Source organism: Paraburkholderia polaris (assembly GCF_012927345.1).
Classification (GTDB): domain Bacteria; phylum Pseudomonadota; class Gammaproteobacteria; order Burkholderiales; family Burkholderiaceae; genus Paraburkholderia; species Paraburkholderia polaris.
Window position 1 is genome coordinate 76,489 of the sequence record NZ_JABBGJ010000038.1, and the last position, 18,213, is coordinate 94,701.

General features: G+C 62.8%; 17 protein-coding genes. 12 read left to right on the forward strand and 5 right to left on the reverse strand.

Translation table 11 applies throughout. The features are described from left to right. Positions 1-20 precede the first annotated feature (20 nt). A complete protein-coding gene (locus HHL24_RS30765; RefSeq protein WP_169489092.1) occupies positions 21-821 on the forward strand; it encodes an ABC transporter ATP-binding protein in 801 nt (266 codons plus the stop codon). Beyond that, positions 821-1,537 carry an ABC transporter ATP-binding protein gene (locus tag HHL24_RS30770; RefSeq protein ID WP_063497113.1) on the forward strand — a complete coding sequence of 239 codons (717 nt, stop codon included), beginning with the start codon at positions 821-823 and terminating at the stop codon, positions 1,535-1,537. Before HHL24_RS30765 ends, HHL24_RS30770 begins: the two co-directional genes overlap by 1 nt. 100 nt (positions 1,538-1,637) lie before the next feature. Here the strand turns inward: HHL24_RS30770 and HHL24_RS30775 are convergent, their stop codons facing one another. The 3 genes from HHL24_RS30775 to HHL24_RS30785 all read right to left on the reverse strand — a co-directional run bounded on the left by HHL24_RS30775 (position 1,638) and on the right by HHL24_RS30785 (position 4,716). Continuing rightward, complete coding sequence (locus HHL24_RS30775; RefSeq protein WP_169489093.1) at positions 1,638-2,105, reverse strand: GNAT family acetyltransferase; 468 nt, start codon at positions 2,103-2,105, stop codon at positions 1,638-1,640. An 18-nt stretch (positions 2,106-2,123) separates the two neighbouring features. Further along, entirely contained in the window at positions 2,124-3,308 is a 1,185-nt protein-coding gene (locus HHL24_RS30780) for an acetylornithine transaminase (RefSeq protein ID WP_169489094.1), read from the reverse strand. A gap of 376 nt (positions 3,309-3,684) precedes the next feature. After that, positions 3,685-4,716 (reverse strand): CDP-6-deoxy-delta-3,4-glucoseen reductase, encoded by a 1,032-nt coding sequence (locus HHL24_RS30785; RefSeq protein WP_169489095.1) that lies wholly within the window; start codon positions 4,714-4,716, stop codon positions 3,685-3,687. A gap of 94 nt (positions 4,717-4,810) precedes the next feature. Here HHL24_RS30785 and HHL24_RS30790 point away from each other — a divergent pair, with 94 nt between their 5' ends. Continuing rightward, positions 4,811-5,845 carry a Rossmann-fold NAD(P)-binding domain-containing protein gene (locus HHL24_RS30790; protein ID WP_169489096.1) on the forward strand — a complete coding sequence of 345 codons (1,035 nt, stop codon included), beginning with the start codon at positions 4,811-4,813 and terminating at the stop codon, positions 5,843-5,845. A gap of 114 nt (positions 5,846-5,959) precedes the next feature. On the opposite strand, the gene HHL24_RS30795 is transcribed toward HHL24_RS30790, so the two are convergent. Both HHL24_RS30795 and HHL24_RS30800 read right to left on the reverse strand, forming a co-directional pair. Further along, the gene (locus HHL24_RS30795) at positions 5,960-6,148 is read right to left on the reverse strand and encodes a hypothetical protein (RefSeq protein ID WP_169489097.1); all 189 of its coding nucleotides are present in this window, start codon (positions 6,146-6,148) and stop codon (positions 5,960-5,962) included. Between the two features lie 168 nt (positions 6,149-6,316). Continuing rightward, positions 6,317-7,027: a pseudouridine synthase gene (locus HHL24_RS30800; RefSeq protein WP_169489098.1), complete on the reverse strand. Its 711-nt coding sequence runs from the start codon at positions 7,025-7,027 to the stop codon at positions 6,317-6,319. Positions 7,028-7,121: 94 nt separating this feature from the next. On the opposite strand from HHL24_RS30800, the gene HHL24_RS30805 reads away from it, so the two are divergent. From HHL24_RS30805 to HHL24_RS30845, 9 genes are all read left to right on the forward strand, one after another. Continuing rightward, the gene (locus HHL24_RS30805; RefSeq protein WP_169489099.1) at positions 7,122-8,381 is read left to right on the forward strand and encodes an MFS transporter; all 1,260 of its coding nucleotides are present in this window, start codon (positions 7,122-7,124) and stop codon (positions 8,379-8,381) included. Positions 8,382-8,544: 163 nt separating this feature from the next. Further along, positions 8,545-9,510 carry a MurR/RpiR family transcriptional regulator gene (locus HHL24_RS30810; RefSeq protein WP_169489100.1) on the forward strand — a complete coding sequence of 322 codons (966 nt, stop codon included), beginning with the start codon at positions 8,545-8,547 and terminating at the stop codon, positions 9,508-9,510. Next, on the forward strand, positions 9,507-10,499 hold the full coding sequence (locus tag HHL24_RS30815) for an isoaspartyl peptidase/L-asparaginase family protein (RefSeq protein ID WP_169489101.1): 993 nt from the start codon (positions 9,507-9,509) through the stop codon (positions 10,497-10,499). Before HHL24_RS30810 ends, HHL24_RS30815 begins: the two co-directional genes overlap by 4 nt. A gap of 87 nt (positions 10,500-10,586) precedes the next feature. Continuing rightward, a complete protein-coding gene (locus HHL24_RS30820; protein WP_169489102.1) occupies positions 10,587-12,509 on the forward strand; it encodes a dipeptide ABC transporter ATP-binding protein in 1,923 nt (640 codons plus the stop codon). Positions 12,510-12,644: 135 nt separating this feature from the next. Then, a complete protein-coding gene (gene gsiB, locus HHL24_RS30825) occupies positions 12,645-14,207 on the forward strand; it encodes a glutathione ABC transporter substrate-binding protein GsiB (RefSeq protein WP_169489103.1) in 1,563 nt (520 codons plus the stop codon). Between the two features lie 115 nt (positions 14,208-14,322). Beyond that, positions 14,323-15,243, forward strand: a complete 921-nt coding sequence (gene gsiC / locus HHL24_RS30830) for a glutathione ABC transporter permease GsiC (protein ID WP_169489104.1) — start codon at positions 14,323-14,325, stop codon at positions 15,241-15,243. 7 nt (positions 15,244-15,250) lie between these two features. Further along, entirely contained in the window at positions 15,251-16,156 is a 906-nt protein-coding gene (gene gsiD, locus HHL24_RS30835) for a glutathione ABC transporter permease GsiD (RefSeq protein ID WP_169489105.1), read from the forward strand. Beyond that, positions 16,153-17,361, forward strand: a complete 1,209-nt coding sequence (locus HHL24_RS30840) for a DmpA family aminopeptidase (protein ID WP_169489106.1) — start codon at positions 16,153-16,155, stop codon at positions 17,359-17,361. Before gsiD ends, HHL24_RS30840 begins: the two co-directional genes overlap by 4 nt. Before the next feature lie 9 nt (positions 17,362-17,370). After that, complete coding sequence (locus HHL24_RS30845; RefSeq protein ID WP_169489107.1) at positions 17,371-18,204, forward strand: M55 family metallopeptidase; 834 nt, start codon at positions 17,371-17,373, stop codon at positions 18,202-18,204. Positions 18,205-18,213: the final 9 nt, after the last annotated feature.

Genomic DNA, 18,213 nt, shown 5'->3' on the forward strand with positions numbered 1-18,213 from the left:
GCCCCCGTTGGAGAAATCATATGAGCGATAACGTAAACAACAGCGTGGGCAGCGATCAGATCCGCTTGTCGGTGAAGGGCGTGAACAAGCGCTTCGGCGGCCTGCAGGCATTGTCCGACGTCGGCCTGCAGATCAAGTCGGGCCAGATTTACGGCCTGATCGGTCCGAACGGCGCCGGCAAGACGACTTTCTTCAATGTGATCACGGGTCTGTACACGCCCGATTCGGGCGAGTTCAAGCTCGACAATGTGGAATACACGCCGACCGCCGTCTATCAGGTGGCGAAGGCGGGGATTGCCCGCACGTTCCAGAACATCCGTTTGTTCGGCGGCATGACCGCGTTGGAAAACGTGATGGTCGGCCGTCACGTGCGCACGAAGCATGGCCTGATCGGCGCGGTGTTTCAGACGCCGGCCGAGCGCAAGGAAGAGCGCGAGATCAAGGAACGCGCAATCGAGCTGCTGGAATACGTCGGCATTGCGCAGTACGCGGACTACACGTCGCGCAATCTGTCGTACGGTCACCAGCGCCGTCTGGAAATCGCCCGCGCGCTGGCAACGGATCCGAAGCTGCTCGCACTGGATGAACCGGCTGCCGGCATGAACGCAACGGAAAAGGTCGAGCTGACCAAGCTGCTCGACAAGATCCGCAGCGACGGCAAGACGATCCTGCTGATCGAGCACGACGTGAAACTGGTGATGGGTCTGTGCAACCAGATGACGGTGCTCGACTACGGCAAGGTGATTGCGCAAGGTCTGCCGTCGGACGTGCAGAAGGATCCGAAGGTGATCGAAGCTTATCTGGGTGCGGGGGTCCACTAATGGCAACGGCAATGTTGAAAATCAAGGGCCTGCAGGTCAATTACGGCGGCATCCAGGCAGTCAAGGGTATCGACCTCGAAGTCGCGCAGGGCGAACTGGTCACGCTGATCGGCGCGAACGGCGCGGGCAAGACCACGACGATGAAGGCGATCACGGGTCTGAAGCCGTATTCGGCAGGCGACATCGAGTACATGGGGCAGTCGATCAAGGGCATCCCGGCGCACGAACTGCTCAAGCGCGGTCTGGCGATGGTGCCGGAAGGCCGTGGCATTTTCTCGCGCATGTCGATCGTCGAAAATATGCAGATGGGTGCTTATCTGCGTAATGACACGGACGCCATCAAGGCGGACGTCGATCGCATGTTCGGCTTCTTCCCGCGCCTGAAAGAACGCGCGACGCAATACGCGGGCACGCTCTCGGGCGGCGAACAGCAGATGCTGGCGATGGCGCGCGCGATCATCAGCAAGCCGAAGCTGTTGTTGCTGGATGAGCCGTCAATGGGTCTGTCGCCGATCATGGTCGAGAAGATCTTCGAAGTGGTGCGGGCGATTTCGGCCGAAGGCATGACCGTGCTGCTGGTCGAGCAGAACGCGCGTCTCGCGTTGCAGGCGGCGAACCGCGGCTACGTGATGGACTCGGGTCTGGTGACGATGTCCGGCGACGCGAAGCAGATGCTGGATGACCCGAAGGTTCGGGCGGCTTATCTGGGCGAATAATCCGGGTGACTAACCAGGATTAAGTTTGCTTTGGCCGTAAAAAAGGCAGCATGCGTAAATTCCGCATGCTGCCTTTTTCTATTCAAGCTGCTGCCTGCGCCTAAGCAATTGGCGTTTCCGCCAGTTCCCCCAGCCGCTTGCCGAGACTGATCACTGCATCCGCGCGATAACCGAGCGCCTCATAGAACGCGCGCACGTCGGCCTTCGCGGACAGCACCTGCAAGTTCAGTTTCGGGCATCCACGTTCGGTCAACGCGTTTTCGACATGCGCGACCAGCCGCGTGCCGATGCCATGACGACGCAACGATTCATCCACCGCGAGCGAATAGAGCCAGCCTCGGTGCCCGTCATATCCACCCATCACCGTGCCGACAATACGCTCGCCGAACACCGCGACAAAGAACAGTTCCGGTTGCGTCGCCAGCTTGTTGGCGATCGACAGATGCGGATTGCGCTGCGGCCTCGTCACGTCCCGATATTCGGGGAACGCTTCCAGCCACAGCGCGACCACGGCATCGGTGTCGCTTGCTTCGAAGCAGCGGATCGATAGCGTTGCGGTCGTTGTCATACGCGCTTTCCTGTGTGATTACAGCGTGTCGAGAATCGAACGCAGCATCGACATCATCTGGTCGATTTCTTCGTTCGTGACGTTCAGCGCCGGCATGAAGCGCAGCAGGTTCGGACGGGCCGCGTTCAGCAGCAAGCCGTCGGGTTGCATCACGCGAGCCTTCTCGACGATCTGATTGCCGATGTCCTTGCCGAGCAACAGGGCGCGCAGCAGACCTTCACCGCGTTCACCTTCGAAACCGCGTTCTTCCGACAGTTCGAGCAACCTGGCGCGCAGATATTCGCCGCGCGCGCGCACACCCTCGAGGAAGCCCGGCGCGGTCAGTTGCGAGATCACCGAGTAGCCGACCGCGGTCATCAACGGATTGCCGTTGTACGTACCACCCTGGTCGCCCGGTTCGAAAACGGCGATTTCGGCCTTAGCGAGCAGTGCCGCGAGCGGCACGCCGCCGCCGATACCCTTGCCAAGCGTCATGATGTCCGGCTCGATGCCCGACAGTTCGTAGGCGAACAGCGTACCGGCACGACCGCACCCGCTCTGCACTTCGTCGACGATCAGCAGCAGGTTGTGTTTTTTGGTCAGCGCGCGCAGCTGCTGCATGAACTCGCGTGTGGCGGGAATCACGCCGCCTTCGCCCTGAATCGGCTCGAGCATCACCGCGACGGTCTTCGCGTTGATCAGCTTTTCGACCGACGCGATGTCGTTCAGATCCGCCTTCGGGAAGCCCGGCACTTGCGGTGCGTAGATCGTGTCCCAGCCCGGCTTGCCGCTTGCGGACATGGTGGCGAGCGTGCGGCCGTGGAAGCTGTGATCGAACGTGATGATTTCGAATGCGCCGTCCTTGAACTTCTTGCCCCACTTGCGCGCGAGCTTGATTGCGCCTTCGTTCGCTTCGGCGCCGCTGTTCGCGAAGAACACCTTGTCGAAACAGCTGTGCTGCGTGAGCAGGCCCGCGAGTTGAGCCATCGGGCCGTTGTAGAAGGCCGGCGACGGATTGAGCAGCAGTTGCGCCTGCTTGTTCAGTGCTTCGATCATGCCGTCATTGCAATGGCCGAGGCTGTTGACCGCCCAGCCCTGGATGAAGTCCAGATATCGCTTGCCGTTATTGTCGTAGAGCCACGAGCCCTTGCCGTGCGTGAAAACGATTTCGGGCCGGTTCGTGATGTACATCAGCGACTCGATCGGGTACTCATTGAAATTCATGACGGCAGGCTCCAGACAGCGGGGTAAAGGGTTGACGAAACGGGTGGCCAGATATGAAACAGGGGCCGGAGGAAACAAAAAAAGCAAACAAAAAAGCCACGGCATGCCGTGGCTTTCATGATTCGAACTGCTTGCGCCTTTGTGCGGCGCGAATCCGTGACGAAGCCAGCGGCGTCCCTAAGGGAGCGGCGAGCGGCGACGTCGGAGTTCGGACTGGATGCGGTTCATGCGCGAAAGAATACGACAAGGAAAGCGCTGGTGTAAACCATGAATTTGCACAAATCCGCGCCAGGTGCGGATTTGTGCAAGTCTGCCAGCTTGCTGATTTCGATTTGATGAATAGCCCGATCGTCACCCGATCAAGCCATTCACCTCGTCAAACCGCGTTCACCAGATCCGCCGCGCTCGTGAAGGAATCCGCGTAGAACTCGTCTTCCGGCAGCCCATGATGCTGGGTGAAATCGCGCTGTGCCGACTCGACCATCACCGGTGCGCCGCACGCGTACACCTGATATGGCGACAGGTCCGGCAGATCCTCGATCACCGCGCGATGCACGAAGCCGACACGGCCCGTCCACGCATCGCCCGCGTCCGGTTCCGACAGCACTGGCACGAACTTGAAGTTCGGAATCTCGCGAGCCCATTGTTCGGCGAGATCAAGCAGGTATAGGTCCTTCTTGCGTCGCGCGCCCCAGTACAGCGTCATCGGACGGTTGAGGTTCTTGAACACCGCATGTTCGACGATCGCCTTCAGCGGCGCGAAGCCCGTGCCCGAGGCCAGCAGCACGATCGGCTTGTCCGAATCTTCACGCAGGAAAAAGGTGCCGAGCGGAGCTTCGAAGCGCAGGATGTCGCGCTCTTTCATCGTGTTGAAGACGTGATCGGTGAACGCGCCACCGGGCATGTGCCGGATGTGCAATTCGATCGGGCCTTCCGCGTGCGGCGCGTTCGCCATCGAATAGCTGCGGCGCTTGCCGTCCTTCAGAATGAACTCGAGGTACTGGCCGGCCAGATATTGCAGACGTTCGTTGGCGGGCAGTTGCAGCTTCAGCACGACGACGTCGTCGGCCTTGCGCTCGATGGCATTCACGCGGCACGGCAGTTTCTTGACCTGCACGTCGCCCACGCCGGCCACTTCGCGAATATCCACTTCGAGATCGGAGCATGCCGTCGCGCAGCAGAAGAGGGCCATTCCACGCGTCTTTTCGTCGTTCGACAAGGCCGATGACGAATGCTGACGCTGTTCGATCTGACCGCTGACCACGGTGCCTTTGCACGAGCCGCAGGCGCCGTTCTTGCAGCCGTACGGCAGGCCAATGCCTTGCCGCAGGGCTGCGATCAGGACCGGTTCGTCCTGTTCTACCTGAAACTGCCGGCCGCTTTGCCGGAGCGTGACGTTAAATGCCATAGAGTGTTCGAAATCGAAGAGTCGGTAATCGTTATCGGACCCGCAGTACAACTGTGCGGTACCTGCCGCGCTTGACGGCTACAATGCGTCCACCATGAAAGCGACACGAAATTTACGCCGGCCGCGCGTTTTGATAGTTGGCTGCGGTGACGTCGGCATGCGCTGCGTGCCCTTGTTGCGGCCACACGCGCATGTCTTCGCACTCACCAGCCACGCCGAACGCAGCGCCGAATTGCGCGCTGCTGGCGTTACACCGCTGGTCGGCGACCTCGACGCGCGCCGTAGCCTGAAACGGCTTGCCGGCCTCGCACCGACAGTGCTGCATCTCGCACCGCCGCAAAAGACCGGCGATGACGACCGCCGCACCCGTGCTTTGCTTGCCACGCTGAGCGCGCGCCGCGATCGGGCGCTGCGTGCCGCGCGCGGCGCGGTGGCGCCGGTCGGGCGGCTGCGCCGCGGGTTGCGCAACATGAGTGCCTCGTGGGCGGAATCTGAAGCAGCCAATATTGTACCCGACAGGGTGCGCTGGACCGCCGCTCCGCAGGCGCCTGTGAAGTTGGTGTACGCGAGCACGACAGGTGTCTACGGCGATTGCGGCGGTGCCTGGATCGACGAGACGCGCGCGTCGCAGCCGGCCAATGCGCGTGCCAAACGCCGCGTATCGGCCGAGCGGCAATTACGGCGCGCCACCGCGCGAGGCGTGGTCGCCGCAAGCATTGCGCGGATTCCGGGCATCTACGCGAGCAACCGTCTACCGCTCGCGCGGCTGGCAAAGCGCACCCCGGCCTTGATCGACGCCGACGACGTCTACACCAACCATATCCACGCCGACGACCTAGCCGCGATCCTCGTGCGCCTCGCCACGCATGGGCGGCCGGCGCGCGCAATCCACGCGTCCGACGATACGTCGCTGAAAATGGGGGCGTACTTCGACGTGGTGGCCGATGCGTTCGGCCTCGAGCGCGCACCGCGCATTACACGCGCGCAGGCAGAACTGGAGATCGAGCCGACCCTGCTGTCCTTCATGCGTGAATCGAGGCGGCTTTTGAATCGGCGCCTCAAAGAGGAGTTGCGGGTGCGCTTGCGGTATCCGAGTGTCGAGGACTTTTTCGCGAAGCGTGAAAATTGAAAATGCGCCGACAGTCGGCGCGTTTTCGAGGTATTCGGCTGTGGACAAATGCCCGCCGCGCCAGGCATCTGCCGGCAGATCCCACTCGCGTTCGCGGCACCCGGCCTCGCTCGCTTACGTCAATGCAGGCAACGCTTCGAGTAGTAGGAAGCACAGCATTGCGCCGATCAGTGCGCCGATCAGGTTCGGATGATAGTTGTGCCGCAGCCGCATCATGACCAGCAGTCCGCCGATCAGAACCAGGCCGAGGCACACGAAAGCGATCATCACATGCGAGATCGCGATGGTGTCGTGGATGACCATGGCGCCCCTCCTTGAACTCTTTGTAGTCTTTGTTTAAACGAGTATAGAGCGAGTTGTAAGGAAGAGCATGCTGCGACGCAGCGTGTAATCAGGGGTCCCCGAGGGCTTGGGTGCGGGCGCGCACACGATTCTCCTGACGCATCAAGGCTTTAAAAGGGTCCTACCGGTTTACCCGCTCCGTAAAGATCCGAGGTCGGTTTCGTCGAGCCATTGCCACGCGCCAACGGCCAGCGTCGCAGGCAACGCGAGTCCGCCGATCCGCTCGCGATGCAGCGCTTCACAACGGTTGCCTGCAGCCGCGATCATCCGCTTGACCTGGTGATACTTGCCCTCCATGACGGTGAGCGCCAGCGCGTGCTCGCCGCGCGCCTGGGCGTCGACCGCGGCGATCGGTTTGGGCTCGCCGTGCAGCAAGACACCGTCGCGCAAGGCATTCAACTGGGCGTCGTCGATCGGATGGCGGGTGGTCGCGATGTACAGCTTTGGCACTTTGCGTTTCGGCGACGTGAACATATGGACGAACTTGCCGTCGTCGGAGAGCAGCAGCAGGCCAGTTGTGTCCTGATCGAGGCGGCCCACGCATTGCACGCCGCGTTCGGCGAACTGCGGCGGCAGCAGGCTGAACACGCTCAGATGATGCTGCGGGTCGCGCGAACATTCGTAGCCGGCGGGCTTGTTCAGCAGCAGATAGGCGTGCTCGCGATACGGCCAGGCGACCCCGTCCACGCTGAAGCAGAGCGTGCTGTCGTCGGTCGGGAAATCGGCGTCGGCATCGGCGCAGACTGAGCCGCCGATGCTCACGCGGCCGTCGCCGATCAGTGCCCGGCATTGGCGGCGCGAGCCGAAACCTTGAGTGAAGAGGATGCTTTCGAGATTCATGGCGAGCGAAGAATAACACCGCAAGAAGCGGAGCGCCGCGCAGCGCCATAGCGGCCACGATGGTCTCCCGACATTCCGTCGCAGGAGTCCATCAATGCATGCCACGTCCTCTTCATCGTCATCATCCGCGATTCGTCTGCCGGCCGCCTTCCAGCGGCTCGCATGGTCGAATCTGGTCGCACAATCCGCTGAGCAGATCAGCCTTGCCGCCGCGCCGCTCGTCGCCGTGTTCGCGCTCGGCGCCGGCGCGCGCGAGACCGGCCTGCTGCAAACCGCGCAGACGCTGCCGTTCCTGTTGTTGTCGATTCCGCTCGGCGTATGGGCCGACCGCCGTTCGCGCCGCACGCTGATGACGCTCGCCGAAAGCGTGCGCGTGGTCGCGATGCTGTGCGTGCTGCTGCTTGTGATGACGCATTCGTTGAGCCTGCCGCTGCTCGCCGTGCTCGGCTTCATTGCCGCGACGGGCACCGTTGCCTACAACGTCGCAGCGCCTTCGCTGGTGCCCTCGATCGTGCCGCGCGAGGCGTACGCCCAGGCGAACGGCCGGCTCGAACTGGCACGCAGCGTCGCGTATTCGGCGGGGCCGGCGCTCGGCGGGCTGCTGGTCGGCTGGATCGGCGCGGGATGGGCGTATGGTTGCGCCGCCGGGCTATCGGCGCTGGCTGTCGCGTTGCTCGCGGGGCTGCGTGAACCGCCGCGAGCGGCCCCTCCCCAGCGTCATTTCCTGCTGGAACTGCGCGACGGTACGCGCTTCGTGCTGCGCGACGCGCTGCTGCGTCCGATGTTCGCCACCGCGATCTTCTTCAACCTCGGTTTCTTCGTGCTGCAAGCGGTGTATGTGCCGTACGCCGTGCATCGTTTGGGATTGAGCGCGTCGATGGTCGGTGTGACGCTCGGTGCCTACGGCGTCGGCATGGTGTGCGGCGCGCTTGCCGCACCGGCCATTGCGCGGCGCCTCGCGTTTGGCCGCGTGCTGATCATCGGACCGTCATGCGGTTTGCTCGCCTCGCTCCTCATGGTAGCGACGATCGTCACGCCGTCGTTCTGGCTGGCGATGCTGAGCTTCTTCCTGCTCGGCGCCGGGCCGATTCTGTGGGTGGTCGGCTCCACCACGCTGCGTCAGGCGATCACGCCTGAACGGATGATGGGCCGTGTCTCGGCGCTCAACAGCACCGCGACCTATGGCGCGCGGCCGCTGGGCGCGTTGCTCGGTGCGGCGATCAGCGCGCGCTGGGGGATGGACGCGTGTCTGGTCGCGGCTGCAGCGGCGTTCCTCGTGCAGGCGCTGATCATCGTCATGTCGCCAGCGGCGCGGCTTGCGAATATTCCCGAGGGCGCAGCAGCCGCGCAATGAAAACCGGTTTTCATCGGACGGCAGCGTTGCGTGCCGACGCGCCTGCGGGTGTCCGTGAAAACCCTCGAAAATGAAAATGAATTTTTTTCTGTGAGATTTCTATGTAAATATACTTTCATTCATTTTGATTACAGTCGCCGGACCATCGCGTCGGCTCGCCCGCATGATTCATCACTCGTCCGTTGCTTCGAACCCCGCCGAGCAGGCCATCGCTGCGCGCATCGCCGCAGCGATGCCGACCCTCACGCCGATCCATCGGCGCATGGGCGAATACGTGCTGGCGAATCTGTTCCGCGCCGCAACCATGCGGATCGACGAACTGGCAAGCGTGGTCGGTGCGTCGGTGGCAACGGCGAATCGCTTCGCTCGCGCGCTTGGCTTCGACGGTTATCCGCAGTTTCGCGAAGCGCTCGTACGCGGCTTCGAAGCGACGCTCGCGCCAGTCGAGCGGCTGCGTAGCGCGCAGGAATCGCTCGCTTCCGGCGACGATCTGATTGACGCGTCGCTCGAACAGGCCGCAACCAATCTGCAATCCACTCGCCTAGCGATCGACAGCGCCGCAGCCGAGGCCGCCGTGGAAGCGATCATTTCCGCGCGTCGCGTCTTTGTGCTCGGCGCGGGTTCGAGCGCGTTCCTCGCGGGCCTGATGGAGCACGGCCTGATGCCGTATCACGACAACGTGCAGTCGCTCGCGTTTGTCGGCGGACCGTCGCATGCCGCGCGGCGTCTGTTCGCTTCGAATGAAGGCGATCTGGTGATCGGGATCGCGTTTCCCCGTTATGTCGAAGACACGATCGAACTCGCGCGGCGCGCGGCAAGTCGCGGGGCACGCGTGCTTGCGCTGACCGACGGCCCGCGTTCGCCGCTCGCACAATTCGCCGATCTCTCGCTCTATATCCGCTCCGAGCGGCGGCTCGCGGCCAATGCCGATTCGGCCGTGCTGGCCGTTATCGAAGCGCTGTGCGACGCGGTCGCCTACCGGGCGAAACGCTCGGTGAAGGCTGCCGCCGAGGTCACCGAATTCTTGCTGCCGTGGCTCACCGATCCGCAAGCCGCAGCCGTTGGCACAAGCGAACAGTCCGTGAGCGCGCCTACCCGTACCACCCGTACTACCAAAGCCAAAAAATGAACTCCAATGCAGTCATCGCCATTCACGGCGGGGCAGGCACGATCCTGCGCGCGTCGATGTCGGCCAGCGCCGAAGCCGACTATCACGCGGCCTTGCATGCCGTGCTGAGCGCCGGCCAGCGCGTCCTCGCCGACGGCGGCAGCGCGCTCGACGCCGTCAGCGAAGCCGTGCGCCTGCTCGAAGACTGCCCGCTCTTCAACGCGGGCCGTGGCGCGGTTTACACGGCGGCCGGCACGCATGAACTCGACGCGGCCATCATGGACGGCAGCACGCTCGACGCCGGCGCGGTCTGCTGCGTGACGCGCGTACGCAATCCGATTCTGGCGGCACGCCGCGTACTCGAACGCAGCGAACATGTGCTGTTCACGGGCGAAGGCGCGGAAGCCTTCGCGGCCGCGCAAGGACTCGAATTCGTCGAGCCCGAGTATTTCCATACCGAAGCGCGTCATCGCCAATGGCAACTCGCGCGCGCTCAGCAGCGCGCCATGCTCGATCACGACGGCGCGACGCTGGCCGCCGCGCCATCTTCGACCGACGACGATCCCACGCCGCACGAGCCGATCGATCCGAATCGCAAGTTCGGCACCGTGGGCGCCGTGGCGCTCGATCAGCATGGCCACGTGGCGGCGGCAACCTCGACGGGCGGTGTCACCAACAAGCAGGTCGGCCGGGTCGGCGATACCCCGCTGATCGGCGCGGGCTGCTATGCGGACGACGCTACCTGCGCGGTCTCGACCACCGGCTCCGGCGAGATGTTCATGCGCATGGTGGCTGCGTACGACGTCGCGGCGCAGATGGCGTACCGCAACGTCTCGCTCGAAGAAGCGGCGCACGACGTGGTGATGAACCGTTTGCCGAAGATCGACGGACGCGGCGGTCTAGTCGCCGTCGATGCGCGCGGCAACGTCACGCTGCCGTTCAATACCGAGGGCATGTATCGCGGCTTCGCGCGCATTGGCGAAACGCCGGTGACGGCTATCTATCGCTAATGCTGTCTTGCTGCGCCGTCGCTTGAACTGCCGCTCGAATTTTCGGTTGAATCACCATTAGCCGCGTCCGAATCCAAAGGAACCATCGTGCCGACTTCATCGCACACCGCCCGCCCGCTTATCGAAACCTTGCCGCCGCAACGCGTGCTTGCAGTCGACGATCTGTCGGTCGCATTTCGCAGCGGCGACAAGACCTTCAACGCGGTGCGCAATCTCTCGCTGACTGTTGAGCGTGGCGAGACGCTGGCGATTGTCGGCGAATCGGGTTCGGGAAAATCGGTGACATCGCTTGCTTTGATGCGGCTGATCGAGCACGGCGGTGGGCGCCTTGCCGGCGGCAGCATCGCATTCCGGCGCCGCGACGGCAGCGTGCTCGACCTCGCGAAAGCGTCGTCCGGCACGATGCGTTCGATTCGCGGCGCCGACATCGCGATGATCTTCCAGGAGCCGATGACCTCGCTCAATCCGGTGTTCACAGTCGGCGATCAGATCAGCGAAGCGATTGCCTTGCATCAGGGGAAGAGCCGGTCTGCCGCGCATGCCGAAACGCTGCGTCTGCTCGAACTCGTGCGTATTCCGGAAGCGCGCCGGGTAGCGGCACGTTTTCCGCATCAACTATCTGGCGGTATGCGCCAACGCGTGATGATCGCGATGGCGCTGTCGTGCAAGCCAGCATTGCTGATCGCCGACGAGCCGACCACCGCGCTCGACGTAACGATCCAGGCGCAGATCCTGCAATTGATTCGCGGCCTGCAGGACGAGATGAACATGGGCGTGATCTTCATCACGCACGACATGGGTGTGGTGGCCGAAGTGGCCGATCGCGTGCTGGTGATGTATCGCGGCGAGAAAGTGGAGGAGGGTGCGTCGGATGCGCTGTTTGCCGCGCCTTCGCATCCTTATACGAAGGCATTGCTCGCTGCGGTTCCGCGCCTTGGCGCAATGCAGGGCACCGATCAGCCCGCCAAGTTTCCGATCCTGACTGTCGAGCAGGCGGCACTCACCGGCATCGACGAACCCGTTCGTCCCGCAGCCGCTGTCGCGCAGGAAACTCAGCCGGTGATCCACGACAGCACGCCGCCGATTCTGCGCGTGCGCGATCTGGTCACGCGCTTTCCAGTCAAGAGCGGTGTGTTCGGACGCTTGACGGGCCGCGTGCACGCGGTCGAGAAAGTCAGCTTCGATCTGCGTCCGGGTGAAACGCTTGCGTTGGTCGGCGAATCGGGTTGCGGCAAATCGACCACCGGCCGTTCACTACTGCGTCTGGTCGAAAGTCAGAGCGGCTCGATCGAATTCGACGGCAAGGAGATCAGCTCGCTCACGGGCCCCGCGTTGCAAGCGCTCCGCCGCAATATCCAGTTTATTTTCCAGGACCCGTTCGCTTCGCTGAATCCGCGCTTGACGGTCGGCTTCTCGATCATGGAACCGCTGCTCGTGCATGGCGTCGCTCAAGGCGCGGAAGCCCAGGCGCGCGTTGCGTGGCTACTCGAAAAGGTCGGCTTGCCGCGCGAGGCAGCAGGCCGCTATCCGCACGAATTTTCAGGTGGGCAACGGCAACGCATCGCGATCGCGCGTGCTCTGGCGTTGAATCCTAAGGTTGTGATCGCCGACGAATCCGTCTCCGCACTGGACGTCTCGGTGCAGGCGCAGATCGTCAACCTGATGCTCGATCTGCAGCGCGAGCTCGGTGTTGCGTATCTGTTCATTTCGCATGACATGGCGGTGGTGGAGCGCGTCAGCCATCGCGTGGCGGTGATGTATCTCGGCCAGATCGTCGAGATCGGTCCGCGCCGCGCGGTGTTCGAAGCGCCGCAGCATCCCTATACGAAGAAGCTGATGGGCGCGGTGCCGGTCGCTGATCCGTCACGCCGTCACGCGAAGCGCATGCTGGCCGCCGATGAGATTCCGAGCCCGATTCGCTCGCTGAACGACGAACCGATCGTGGCGCCGCTGGTTGCGGTGGGACCGGATCATTTCGTGGCACAGCATCGGGTCGGCGGCGCTTACTAGACGCGAACGTAAGCCTGGACGTAAGCCCGAACCTAAGCCGCGAACGCGGACCTGAACGAAGCGCTAAACCTGACGCAAAGCAACTTCTCTCGCAGCACATAACCCTGTTTCAATTCGCAGCCTGGAGCCAACCTCATGAACCTGCTGGTCCCGTCTTCTCCGTTTCGTTTGCGCGCGCTGGTCAGCGGCGGCGCGGTGGTGTTCGCGATGCTCGCGGGCAATGTGGCGCACGCCGACACGACGGCCGTGATGGCCGTTGCGTCGACCTTCACGACGCTCGATCCGTACGACGCTAACGACACGCTGTCGCAAGCCGTGGCCAAGTCGTTCTATCAAGGCCTGTTCGGGTTCGACAAGGACATGAAACTGGTCAACGTGCTGGCCGACAGCTACGAAGCGAGCCCGGATGCCAAGGTCTACACGTTCAAGCTGCGCCACGGCGTGAAGTTCCAGGACGGTACCGACTTCAACGCCGCCGCGGTGAAAGCGAATTTCGACCGCGTGACCGATCCGGCGAACAAGCTCAAGCGCTACAACATGTTCAACCGTATCGAGAAGACCGAAGTGGTCGATCCGTACACGGTGAAGATCACCCTGAAGGCGCCGTTCTCGGCGTTCGTCAACGTGCTGGCGCATCCGTCGGCGGTGATGATTTCGCCTGACGCGCTGAAGAAGTACGGCAAGGACATCGCGTTCCATCCGGTGGGCACCGGTCCGTTCGAACTGGTGAAGTGGGACCCGGCTGGCGACCTGACGGTGAAGAAATTCGCCGGCTACTGGAAGAAGGGCTACCCGAAGGTCGACGCGATCGACTGGAAGCCGGTGGTCGACAACAACACGCGCGCTGCGTTGATGCGCACCGGCGAAGCGGACTTCGCGTTCCAGGTGCCGTTCGAACAGGCGGCGCAATTGCAGTCGAGCCCGAAGGTTGATTTGATCGCGTCGCCATCGATCATCCAGCGCTATATCAGCATGAACGTCAACCAGAAGCCGTTCGACAACCCGAAGGTGCGTGAAGCGCTGAACTATGCGGTCAATAAGGATGCGTTGATCAAAGTCGCGTTTGCCGGGTACGCGACGCCGGCTGAGGGCGTGGTGCCGCAAGGCGTCGAGTACGCGACGAAGCTCGGCCCCTGGCCGTACGATCCGGTGAAGGCGCGTGAGTTGCTGAAGGAAGCGGGTTATCCGAACGGTTTCGAAACGACGCTGTGGTCCGCATATAACTACTCGACCGCGCAGAAGGTGATTCAGTTCGTGCAGCAACAACTCGCGCAAGTCGGCATCAAGGCGCAGGTCGAAGCACTCGAAGCGGGTCAACGCGTCGCCAAGGTGGAAAGCGCGCAGGACCCGGCGACCGCGCCGGTGCGGATGTACTACGCGGGCTGGTCGTCGTCGACGGGTGAAGCGGACTGGGCGATTACGCCGCTGCTCGGGTCGGTCTCGTTCCCGCCGAAGATGGTCAACACCGCGTACTACAAGAACGATGCCGTCGACAGCGATCTGAAGCAGGCGCTCGAAACCACCGACCGCACGCAGAAGGCCGCGCTCTACACCGACGCGCAAAAACGCATCTGGGCCGACGCGCCGTGGATCTTCCTCGTCAAGGAAAAGGTCGTATACGCGCGCAGCAAGCGTTTGTCGGGTGCGTATGTCGCGCCGGACGGCTCGTTCAATTTCGACGAGATCGCGATCAAGTGATGAGCTGACCAGCTGACCGTGCGGTACGGCGTGTTCTTCACAAACGCGCTGGCCGGACGGCCGCGTACTGCTCTGAAAGATCTTTCGTTGCCCGCATCATTGCCGGATTGGTTTCATGCTGAACTTCCTCGTCAAACGTATCTTTGGCCTGCTGCCGACGCTCTTCATCGTCGCCGTGCTGGTGTTCCTGTTCGTGCATCTGTTGCCCGGCGATCCGGCGCGTCTCGCGGCCGGTCCCGAAGCGGATGAGGCGACCGTTGCGCTGGTGCGTGCCGATCTCGGGCTGGATAAGCCGATGCCGCAGCAATTCGCTAACTTCTTCGTGAAGATCGCGCATGGCGACTTCGGCACGTCCACGCGCAGCAAGCGGCCGGTCAGCCAGGAAATCGGCGAGCGCTTCATGCCGACGCTTTTGCTTACGCTCGCGAGCATGGTGTGGGCGGTGGTGCTCGGCATGGGCATCGGCATCGTCTCGGCGGTGTGGCGCAATCGCTGGCCGGACCGGCTCGGCATGACACTCGCGGTGTCGGGCATTTCGTTTCCCGCCTTCGCGCTTGGCATGCTGCTGATGGAAATCTTTTCGGTGAAGCTCGGCTGGCTGCCGATCGTCGGCGACGGTTCGTGGAAGAGTTACGTGCTGCCGTCGCTCACGCTCGGCGCGGCCGTGGCGGCGGTGATGGCGCGCTTCACGCGGGCTTCGTTCGTCGAAGTCATGAATGAAGATTATGTGCGTACCGCGCGCGCGAAGGGTGTGCCCGAACGGCTCGTGATCGTCAAACACTGCCTGCGCAACGCGATGATCCCCGTCATCACGATGATGGGGCTGCAATTCGGCTTTCTGCTGGGCGGCTCGATCGTGGTCGAAGTGGTGTTCAATTGGCCGGGGCTCGGACGCCTGCTGGTGGATGCCGTGGCGATGCGCGACTATCCGGTGATTCAGGCCGAAGTGCTGTTGTTCTCGCTTGAATTCATCATCATCAACCTAGTTGTGGACGTGCTGTACGCCGTCATCAACCCGACCATCCGTTTCAAGTGAGGCCCGCATGAGCATCTCAGCCACCGAGGCGAATGCGGCCAAGGCCGCCCTCGTAGAAAGCGCGATCCGCACACCGTGGAGTGAATTCTGGCGCAAATTCCGTAAGCAGCATGTGGCGCTCGGCGCCGGTATTTTCGTGCTGCTGCTGGTCGTGGTTGCGATTCTCGCGCCGCATATCGTGCCGTACGATCCGGAGAATTTCTTCGACTACGACGCGTTGAACGCGGGGCCCTCGGCCGCGCACTGGTTCGGCGTCGATTCGCTGGGCCGTGATATTTTCAGCCGCATTCTGGCGGGATCGCGTATTTCGCTCGAGGCCGGTTTTCTATCGGTGGCGATCGGCGCGGTGATCGGTACGTTCTTCGGTTTGCTGGCCGGTTACTACGAAGGCTGGTGGGACCGCATCACGATGCGTGTCGCCGATGTGCTGTTCGCCTTCCCCGGCATTCTGCTGGCGATCGGTGTGGTTGCGATTCTCGGCAACGGCATGATCAATGTGATCTGTGCGGTAGCGATTTTCAGCATCCCGGCGTTTGCGCGGCTCGTGCGCGGCAATACGCTGATGCTCAAGCAACTCACGTATATCGAAGCGGCGCGCAGCATCGGCGCTTCGGACTGGACCATCATCGTGCGGCATATTCTGCCGGGGACGATTTCGTCGATCGTGGTGTACTTCACGATGCGGATCGGTACGTCGATCATCACGGCGGCAAGCCTGTCGTTTCTCGGGCTCGGCGCGCAACCGCCGACGCCGGAGTGGGGCGCGATGCTCAACGAAGCGCGTGCCGATATGGTCACCGCGCCGCATATTGCGCTGTTTCCGAGTCTGGCAATTTTCCTCACCGTGCTGGCATTCAATCTGCTCGGCGACGGTTTGCGCGATGCGCTCGATCCGAAGCTCGACCGGCCATGAGTTTTACTGAAACTGCAGGTGGAAGCGCACCGCATATCGGTGTGTTGCCGAGCGGCCCGCGTGGAACGATTGCCGACGTAGATGGCGTGACGGTCGGACATTGCACGCTGGATGAGGGCGCTGTGCAAACCGGCGTGACCGTGATTCGTCCACATCCCGGCGATCCGTTTCTCGCGAAGGTGCCAGCGGCTGCTTCAGTGATCAACGGTTTCGGCAAAAGTATCGGGCTCGTGCAAGTCGAAGAACTCGGCGTGCTGGAAACGCCGATTGCGTTGACCAATATCTTCGGCGTCGCTGCGGTCGCACAAGCGCAGATTCGTGCCGCAATTCATGCCAATCCGCAAATCGGACGCGAATGGTCCACGGTCAATCCGTTGGTGTTCGAATGTAATGACGGATACCTGAACGATATTCAGGCTTTGGCGGTAAGCGAACGGCACTACAACGATGCGTGTGAAGCGGCAAGCGTTGACGTCGCGAGCGGTTCGGTCGGCGCAGGCCGCGGCATGTCCTGCTTCGATCTGAAAGGCGGAATCGGCAACGCATCGCGCGTGGTCGAGGTAGCAGGGCAGCGCTATACCGTCGGTGCACTCGTGTTGGCGAACTTCGGCCGCTTGCCGATGTTGACGATCGACGGCACGCCGCTCGGTCGCGAGCTCGCCGAACGCGCGGCCAAAGCGGTCGCCGTTGGCGCGGCGACCTTAGCAACATCAGCGACTTCGGCGAGCGTAGAGATCTCGCGGCGCTCAGCGGCCTCTTCGGTCTCGGCCACATCAGTGACCTCCGCGGTCTCAGCGAGCCCAGCGGCTTCGGCGACATCAGCGACCACTCCAAAACCCGAGCAAGGCTCGATCATCATGATCGTCGCCACCGACGCACCGCTCGACGCTCGCCAGCTCAAGCGCCTTTCATTGCGCGCCGCGGCGGGTCTCGCACGAACCGGTTCGGTGTACGGCCACGGCAGCGGCGATATAGCGTTGGCATTTTCAACGGCCTACACCGTGCCGCACGAATCCGACTTCGTAGCACTGCCGCCAGTGCTCGCCGATGCACGTCTCGATCCACTATTCCGTGCCTGCGCGGACGGCGTCGAGCAAGCGATCGTCGACGCGCTATGGAGTGCGACGTCCGTCACGGGCCGCGACGGCCATCGTCGCCTATCGCTGCACGATACCGCTCCCGACCTCGCTCAACTTCTCAAGTAACCATCCCTGATGAAAGTCCTGATTTCCGCCGACATCGAAGGCGTAGCCGGCGTGTTCCATCCCGAGCAAACGCGCGCGGGCAACGGCGAATACGAAGCCGCGCGCCGCTGGATGACACTCGAAGCCAACGCCGCAATCGAAGGCGCGTTCGCAGGTGGCGCGACCCACGTGTGGGTCAACGATTCGCACGGCGGTTTCCGCAATCTGCTGCCCGATCTGCTCGATACGCGTGCCCAGGTGGTGCTCGGCAAACCGCGTACGCTCGGCATGATGGCCGGCCTCGAATACGGCGCGGCGCTGGTGTTCATGATCGGCTACCACGCCAGATCGCAAACGCACGGCATTCTCTCGCATACGATCAACAGCTTCGCGTTCGCGCGCGTCTCGCTGAACGGCGTCGAAGTCGGCGAGGCAGGATTGTATGGAGCGCTGGCGGAAGAATATGGCGCACAGGTAGCACTTTTATCCGGCGACGATGTATTCGCCGAGGAAACCGCGCCGCGTTTTCCCGGCGCGCGTTTTGTTGTCACCAAGAGCGCGACGGGGCATGCAAGCGGCGTCACGCAAACACCGGCAAGCGCTCGCGATGCAATCGAAAGCGCCGCGCGCGAAGTGGTGCGGCATTACATCGACAAGGGTCATGCGCCGCAGGCCACGCGCGCTACTGCGAAGCCCGTCGAATGCGAGTTGCGCGTGCAAACGACCGCGCTTGCCGATCTGTTCTGCCAATGGCCGACGCTCACGCGCGTCGACGCCGTCACGTTGCGCTTTAGCGCGGAGTCGGCGGAACATGCGGTGCGCATGCTGAACTGCCTGTCGGCGATGTCGTTCATGCTGCGCTGAGCCGTGTGA

Coding starts and splice junctions, on each gene's coding strand:
- HHL24_RS30765 (WP_169489092.1), top strand. CDS start 21: ATGAGCGATAACGTAAACAACAGCGTGGGCAGCGATCAGATCCGCTTG.
- HHL24_RS30770 (WP_063497113.1), top strand. CDS start 821: ATGGCAACGGCAATGTTGAAAATCAAGGGCCTGCAGGTCAATTACGGC.
- HHL24_RS30775 (WP_169489093.1), bottom strand. CDS start 2,105: ATGACAACGACCGCAACGCTATCGATCCGCTGCTTCGAAGCAAGCGAC.
- HHL24_RS30780 (WP_169489094.1), bottom strand. CDS start 3,308: ATGAATTTCAATGAGTACCCGATCGAGTCGCTGATGTACATCACGAAC.
- HHL24_RS30785 (WP_169489095.1), bottom strand. CDS start 4,716: ATGGCATTTAACGTCACGCTCCGGCAAAGCGGCCGGCAGTTTCAGGTA.
- HHL24_RS30790 (WP_169489096.1), top strand. CDS start 4,811: ATGAAAGCGACACGAAATTTACGCCGGCCGCGCGTTTTGATAGTTGGC.
- HHL24_RS30795 (WP_169489097.1), bottom strand. CDS start 6,148: ATGGTCATCCACGACACCATCGCGATCTCGCATGTGATGATCGCTTTC.
- HHL24_RS30800 (WP_169489098.1), bottom strand. CDS start 7,027: ATGAATCTCGAAAGCATCCTCTTCACTCAAGGTTTCGGCTCGCGCCGC.
- HHL24_RS30805 (WP_169489099.1), top strand. CDS start 7,122: ATGCATGCCACGTCCTCTTCATCGTCATCATCCGCGATTCGTCTGCCG.
- HHL24_RS30810 (WP_169489100.1), top strand. CDS start 8,545: ATGATTCATCACTCGTCCGTTGCTTCGAACCCCGCCGAGCAGGCCATC.
- HHL24_RS30815 (WP_169489101.1), top strand. CDS start 9,507: ATGAACTCCAATGCAGTCATCGCCATTCACGGCGGGGCAGGCACGATC.
- gsiB (WP_169489103.1), top strand. CDS start 12,645: ATGAACCTGCTGGTCCCGTCTTCTCCGTTTCGTTTGCGCGCGCTGGTC.
- gsiC (WP_169489104.1), top strand. CDS start 14,323: ATGCTGAACTTCCTCGTCAAACGTATCTTTGGCCTGCTGCCGACGCTC.
- gsiD (WP_169489105.1), top strand. CDS start 15,251: ATGAGCATCTCAGCCACCGAGGCGAATGCGGCCAAGGCCGCCCTCGTA.
- HHL24_RS30840 (WP_169489106.1), top strand. CDS start 16,153: ATGAGTTTTACTGAAACTGCAGGTGGAAGCGCACCGCATATCGGTGTG.
- HHL24_RS30845 (WP_169489107.1), top strand. CDS start 17,371: ATGAAAGTCCTGATTTCCGCCGACATCGAAGGCGTAGCCGGCGTGTTC.